Below are 2,993 nucleotides of genomic sequence, written 5' to 3'. Positions count from 1 at the left end.
ATCCAAAGTTTTGGGAAAATGCTTCTTTCCCACCATTGCCCAACGAACAGAAAGTTCTTTCCGATTTATCCCAACACAGACCGCTGTCCGAACAATTTGCTGATTATTCCAATATTCAGCTGTATATCATCCCAGAACTGAAACGTAGGCATAAGATTTCAAACCCTTATTGGAATCGTAAGGAAATTCAAATCTATTAGGGTAAAAAAAACATTATGGGACTGCATTGGCTTATATCAGCTTTATTCATGGTTCTCAGTAATTCTGAAATCGTATTTCCAGAAGGGAGAAATTATGATTTTGGGAAAACAGCTCAAAATGTTGAGGTTTTCCATGAGTTTCCAATTGAAAACACTTCCTCAAGAAAAATACGGATTGTCGAAGTCAGTACTGCCTGTGGATGCACGGAAGTTGAGTTCCCCAAAGAATTATCTGCTGGAGAAAAAGGAAAAATTAAAGTAAAGTTTGATGCAAAGTCTTTGGGTACATTTAGAAAGCATGTGTTGGTGATTACTAGCTGCAAAGACCAAGTCCATAAGCTGAAGATATCAGGAGAGGTTGTTTCTAAGGGTTGATGATAATTTTTGCAAACGGTTGTTTGTATAACGATGGTCCAACCTTTTCCCTTCAAGCAAAAGCCCATCGATGAATTTGCCACCCAATTGCTGCAAACGCACATTCAGTTGGTTGATGGGAAAATGTTTTCTTGGTATGGCAGTAGGTTGAGGTATTTTGTTGATTATGTGGCAGATAGGTTAGTGTGAAATTTTTTTTGCATTGAAAATCAGTAACTTAATAAAATGTCGTAAAAAATATTCAAACTGCATTTGCATTTATAGTTGGGGGGGTATTTTTAGTCCAGAAAGATAAAGATTGGCGCCAAAAAATTATTTTTCTTGGGCAGTCAAAGGTTGGCTGCCGTCAAGTTTTAAACCATATTTTCATTATACATGAGAAAACTAACATTTCTTATCGTCTTGGGAAGCTTATTGATGGCTTTTCCTCTTCCTAGTCAAAAAGTTCAGGCAGATCCTTTAATTACTGCAGGCGTAACTCTTGCAACTGGTTTAGCTGTATATGTTGATAAAGGATGTGACAAACAAAGAGAAAACGGGACTCTACAAAATCGTTGTAAAAATGGGGTTTGTGGACCTGTTGCATGTATTTCTTTTAGACCGACTTGTAGTGGACAATGCTAAAAAAGGCATTTTCAAATTTTATTAATGATTGCAGTGAAGGTGATTTTTCACCTTCACTTTTAAAGCTGTTTGTCGGTATGAGAAAAATATCTAATTATGTTTTAGCGTTTCTACTTTTATTTGGATGTGGTAAGGAAGAAAACACAGTCATAGTCACTGGAATTGATGATGAATTTTCGGTCAAGTTGGATACTGTCTTTATCCAACCATCAAGAAGTTCGCAAGTAGGTAGATTTGAATGGACAGGCAGTGAAGTCTTATATATTGACCATTTGTACGGGTTTATAGAATCCTATTCTCCCGAGGGCAATTTTATTAAGCGTGAACTGAGAACTCTTCAAGGGCCAGAGGAATTGGCTAGTATCAGTTCGGTTAGTGCCCATGAATATGGTTTTACAGTCAAAGGAGAGGGTTGGACATTTTATGAGTATGATAAAGAGTGGAAGTTTCAGAGAAAGTACACGGTCTATGCGGATGCAGCCTATGAAGTAGATCAATTAATTCAAAATCCTGTAGCCAGTTCCACTATGATGTATGAACTCCAGCATTACAATGACCATTTTCCTGTGTCAGGAGACTATTTTTATGCAAAGGTGGACTGTGAACACCCTACTTTCAATGCATTTATCAATCCATCATTTTATAAAGAGGCATTTTTAGTAGCCAAAATCAGTCGAAGAGATGGTAAAATGGAGGAATTGCTATATCATTTTCCAGAAACCTATCAGCAATACAGATTTGTGCCCTTCCATATATTTTTTGATTTCCATGTAGGAAGTTCTGGAAAGCATTGGTTGACCTTTGAGATAGATCCTACCATTTATGTTTATGATGCATCAAAAAGTCTAGTTAGTACCTTTGGAGTCCCTGGAGTAAATATGCGAACATCCTATCCAGAGACCAGGACCTTGGACGTGGCATTTGATACTGACCTGTATAGGCAGTCCCGATTTAAGGATGGCTTTTACAAAGATATTTTTGTGGATGAAGAGGCCAATCTGGTATTCCGCACGTATAGAACAGGAACCAACAATCAGACAATTGGTGAAGAGTCGGAAAATCCGCTTCGGTTACAGATTTATGAGGCAGAGCAGTTGGTTTCAGATATAGCTGTTCCCGGCAAATTCAGATTGATTGGCAAAGTCGCAGACAGACGTTATATAGCAGATGGATTTTATGATGAAACAGCCGAAAAGCAAGGGTTTTATGTATTATCGTTCTAAGTTGATAAAGATCACTTTTCTCCTCTTATGTTCTTTTATGATGGTTTTTCCAGTCATAGGACAGCAGGTATCGCTAAGAGGGATTGTGGTAGATGCTGAGACAGGAGATGGGCTTGCACACGCCAATTTGGTATTGGTACGGCAATCTAAGGTAGCGGTTGGGAATTCACAGGGAGCCTTTTCCTTTATGCTTCCGTCTGATGTAAGGGCAACAGATACCTTAAGGGTGTCATTTATGGGATATGAATCGAGGGTCTATCAAGTTGGGGATTTCAAGAAAGACACCAACTTACAGATCCGATTACAAAAAACAGAAAAGGTTTTAAATGCTGCCGTTGTCCTAGGGTATCCAGTGAAGGACTTGATGAAGAAATTTTTGGAAAATATGTCAAATACCTTCTACCCGGATCCGTTAGAGTTTGATGTCTTTTACCAAGAAGTGATAGAAGAGGATGGTAGGTACGTAGGTTTTGCAAGGGCTGCGGGATATATGCATTATGCGGGCTATGATCCTTCTTTTTTTGAAAAAAATAAAGACTCTGGCGATGGGGATGTTCATTACAATACGTTT

The 2,993-nt window shown here is 38.4% G+C and carries 5 protein-coding genes and 1 pseudogene; all 6 read left to right on the top strand.

The window, feature by feature from the left end; all coding sequences use genetic code 11:
* Positions 1 to 200 (top strand): annotated as a pseudogene (locus IE080_RS19615) (hypothetical protein); the annotation flags it as partial.
* Between the two features lie 15 nt (positions 201 to 215).
* Positions 216 to 575 carry a DUF1573 domain-containing protein gene (locus IE080_RS19255; RefSeq protein ID WP_189586789.1) on the top strand — a complete coding sequence of 120 codons (360 nt, stop codon included), beginning with the start codon at positions 216 to 218 and terminating at the stop codon, positions 573 to 575.
* Positions 576 to 608: 33 nt separating this feature from the next.
* Positions 609 to 764: a hypothetical protein gene (locus tag IE080_RS19250; RefSeq protein WP_229800755.1), complete on the top strand. Its 156-nt coding sequence runs from the start codon at positions 609 to 611 to the stop codon at positions 762 to 764.
* Between the two features lie 186 nt (positions 765 to 950).
* Positions 951 to 1,199: a hypothetical protein gene (locus tag IE080_RS19245; protein WP_189586786.1), complete on the top strand. Its 249-nt coding sequence runs from the start codon at positions 951 to 953 to the stop codon at positions 1,197 to 1,199.
* Between the two features lie 77 nt (positions 1,200 to 1,276).
* Positions 1,277 to 2,422 (top strand): hypothetical protein, encoded by a 1,146-nt coding sequence (locus tag IE080_RS19240; protein ID WP_189586783.1) that lies wholly within the window; start codon positions 1,277 to 1,279, stop codon positions 2,420 to 2,422.
* Positions 2,406 to 2,993, top strand: a 588-nt coding sequence (locus tag IE080_RS19235; protein ID WP_189586780.1) for a carboxypeptidase-like regulatory domain-containing protein, incomplete at its 3' end; no start/stop codon positions are given. The genes IE080_RS19240 and IE080_RS19235, both read left to right, overlap by 17 nt.

The sequence above is a fragment of the Mongoliitalea lutea genome (assembly GCF_014652135.1).
GTDB classification, from domain to species: Bacteria; Bacteroidota; Bacteroidia; order Cytophagales; family Cyclobacteriaceae; genus Mongoliitalea; species Mongoliitalea lutea.
Note: the sequence above shows the minus strand (reverse complement) of the source record. Positions and strands in the feature narration are given on the sequence as shown.